The organism is Gilliamella apicola (assembly GCF_003202915.1).
GTDB lineage: Bacteria > Pseudomonadota > Gammaproteobacteria > Enterobacterales > Orbaceae > Gilliamella > Gilliamella apicola_Q.
Window position 1 is genome coordinate 1 of sequence record NZ_QGLP01000012.1, and the last position, 1,070, is coordinate 1,070.

Consider the following 1,070-nt stretch of genomic DNA (forward strand, 5'->3'; position numbering starts at 1 on the left):
GTCTGCTCATCCTCTTTATTAAAGATTGGTTTGAGTTTGCTATGGGCATTTTCGGTATCATGACTGAGTTCATTAATATCTTGTGTTTGTTTATCTTGGTCACGAATGATTAACTCACCGTCACTGATTGCCGCATGGGTAATATTCGAGGCTTCATCGTTGTGGTCGTAAATGGTTGGTTGACCACTGGTTGGTGAAAAACCGCCACTACCCTGTCCTTTACTTACCCCAACCGAGCCAGAGATGCTGCTGACATCATATTCCGCTTTGTTTTCAATATCAGTAAAGCCAATAGTGCCGGTATCTAAGCGATTTTTTGACGGGTCAGCTTTTGAGGCTATCACCGCGCCATTTAATTGGGTATGTTCGCCCACGGTAATATCATAACCACCACTGCCGGCAAATATGCCCGATTGCTCGTTAACCGATTCATAATCACTTTTCATTTTATCTTGGGCAAAGTTCGCACTAGCACTACTTGCTCCATAGCAAAATGGTGGTACGCAGATGCTGGCACTTGCACCAACAGAGGTGTGTTTAGCATCGTATTTTTCTTTATCTTGTTCACTACTGATGGTTAAGTGACGACCAATATCAGCAATGACTTGCTCACCTGACAACTCCGCGCCCGTTAAAATAACATCACGACCACTCTGGATGTTAAGCGTATTACTGGCGGTAATGGTGCTGTTGTGATTGATATCACTGGTACCGTTTTCTTTACCTTTGGATTTACTGGCGGCTAACTCAATTGAAAAACCATTTTGCCCGCCCACTAATCCAAAGCCAACACCGGCACCATAGTGACTGCCTGAATCGGTGCTTTTCAATTTTTCAGTGCTGTGGGCCGCATCAAATTTGATATCATTCCCCGCATTGAGATTGATGTTTTGCCCGGTAATATCAACGCCTTTCCCTTCAATGTTCTCTTCTGCATTGATATTCACATTTTGACCCGCATGGATCACCGTGCCTGTTTGAGCATTGTTGTGATACTCTGTTTTTTGTTTTGAGTTATCTGCCGTTACACTTACATTGACTTTAATTAAAGAGGCAGAACCACCATCACC

The 1,070-nt window shown here is 43.5% G+C and carries 1 protein-coding gene; it reads right to left on the minus strand.

Translation table 11 applies throughout. The features are described from left to right. Positions 1 to 1,070: hemagglutinin repeat-containing protein (locus tag DKK79_RS14250; protein WP_181415335.1), on the minus strand; the 1,070-nt coding region annotated here is incomplete at both ends.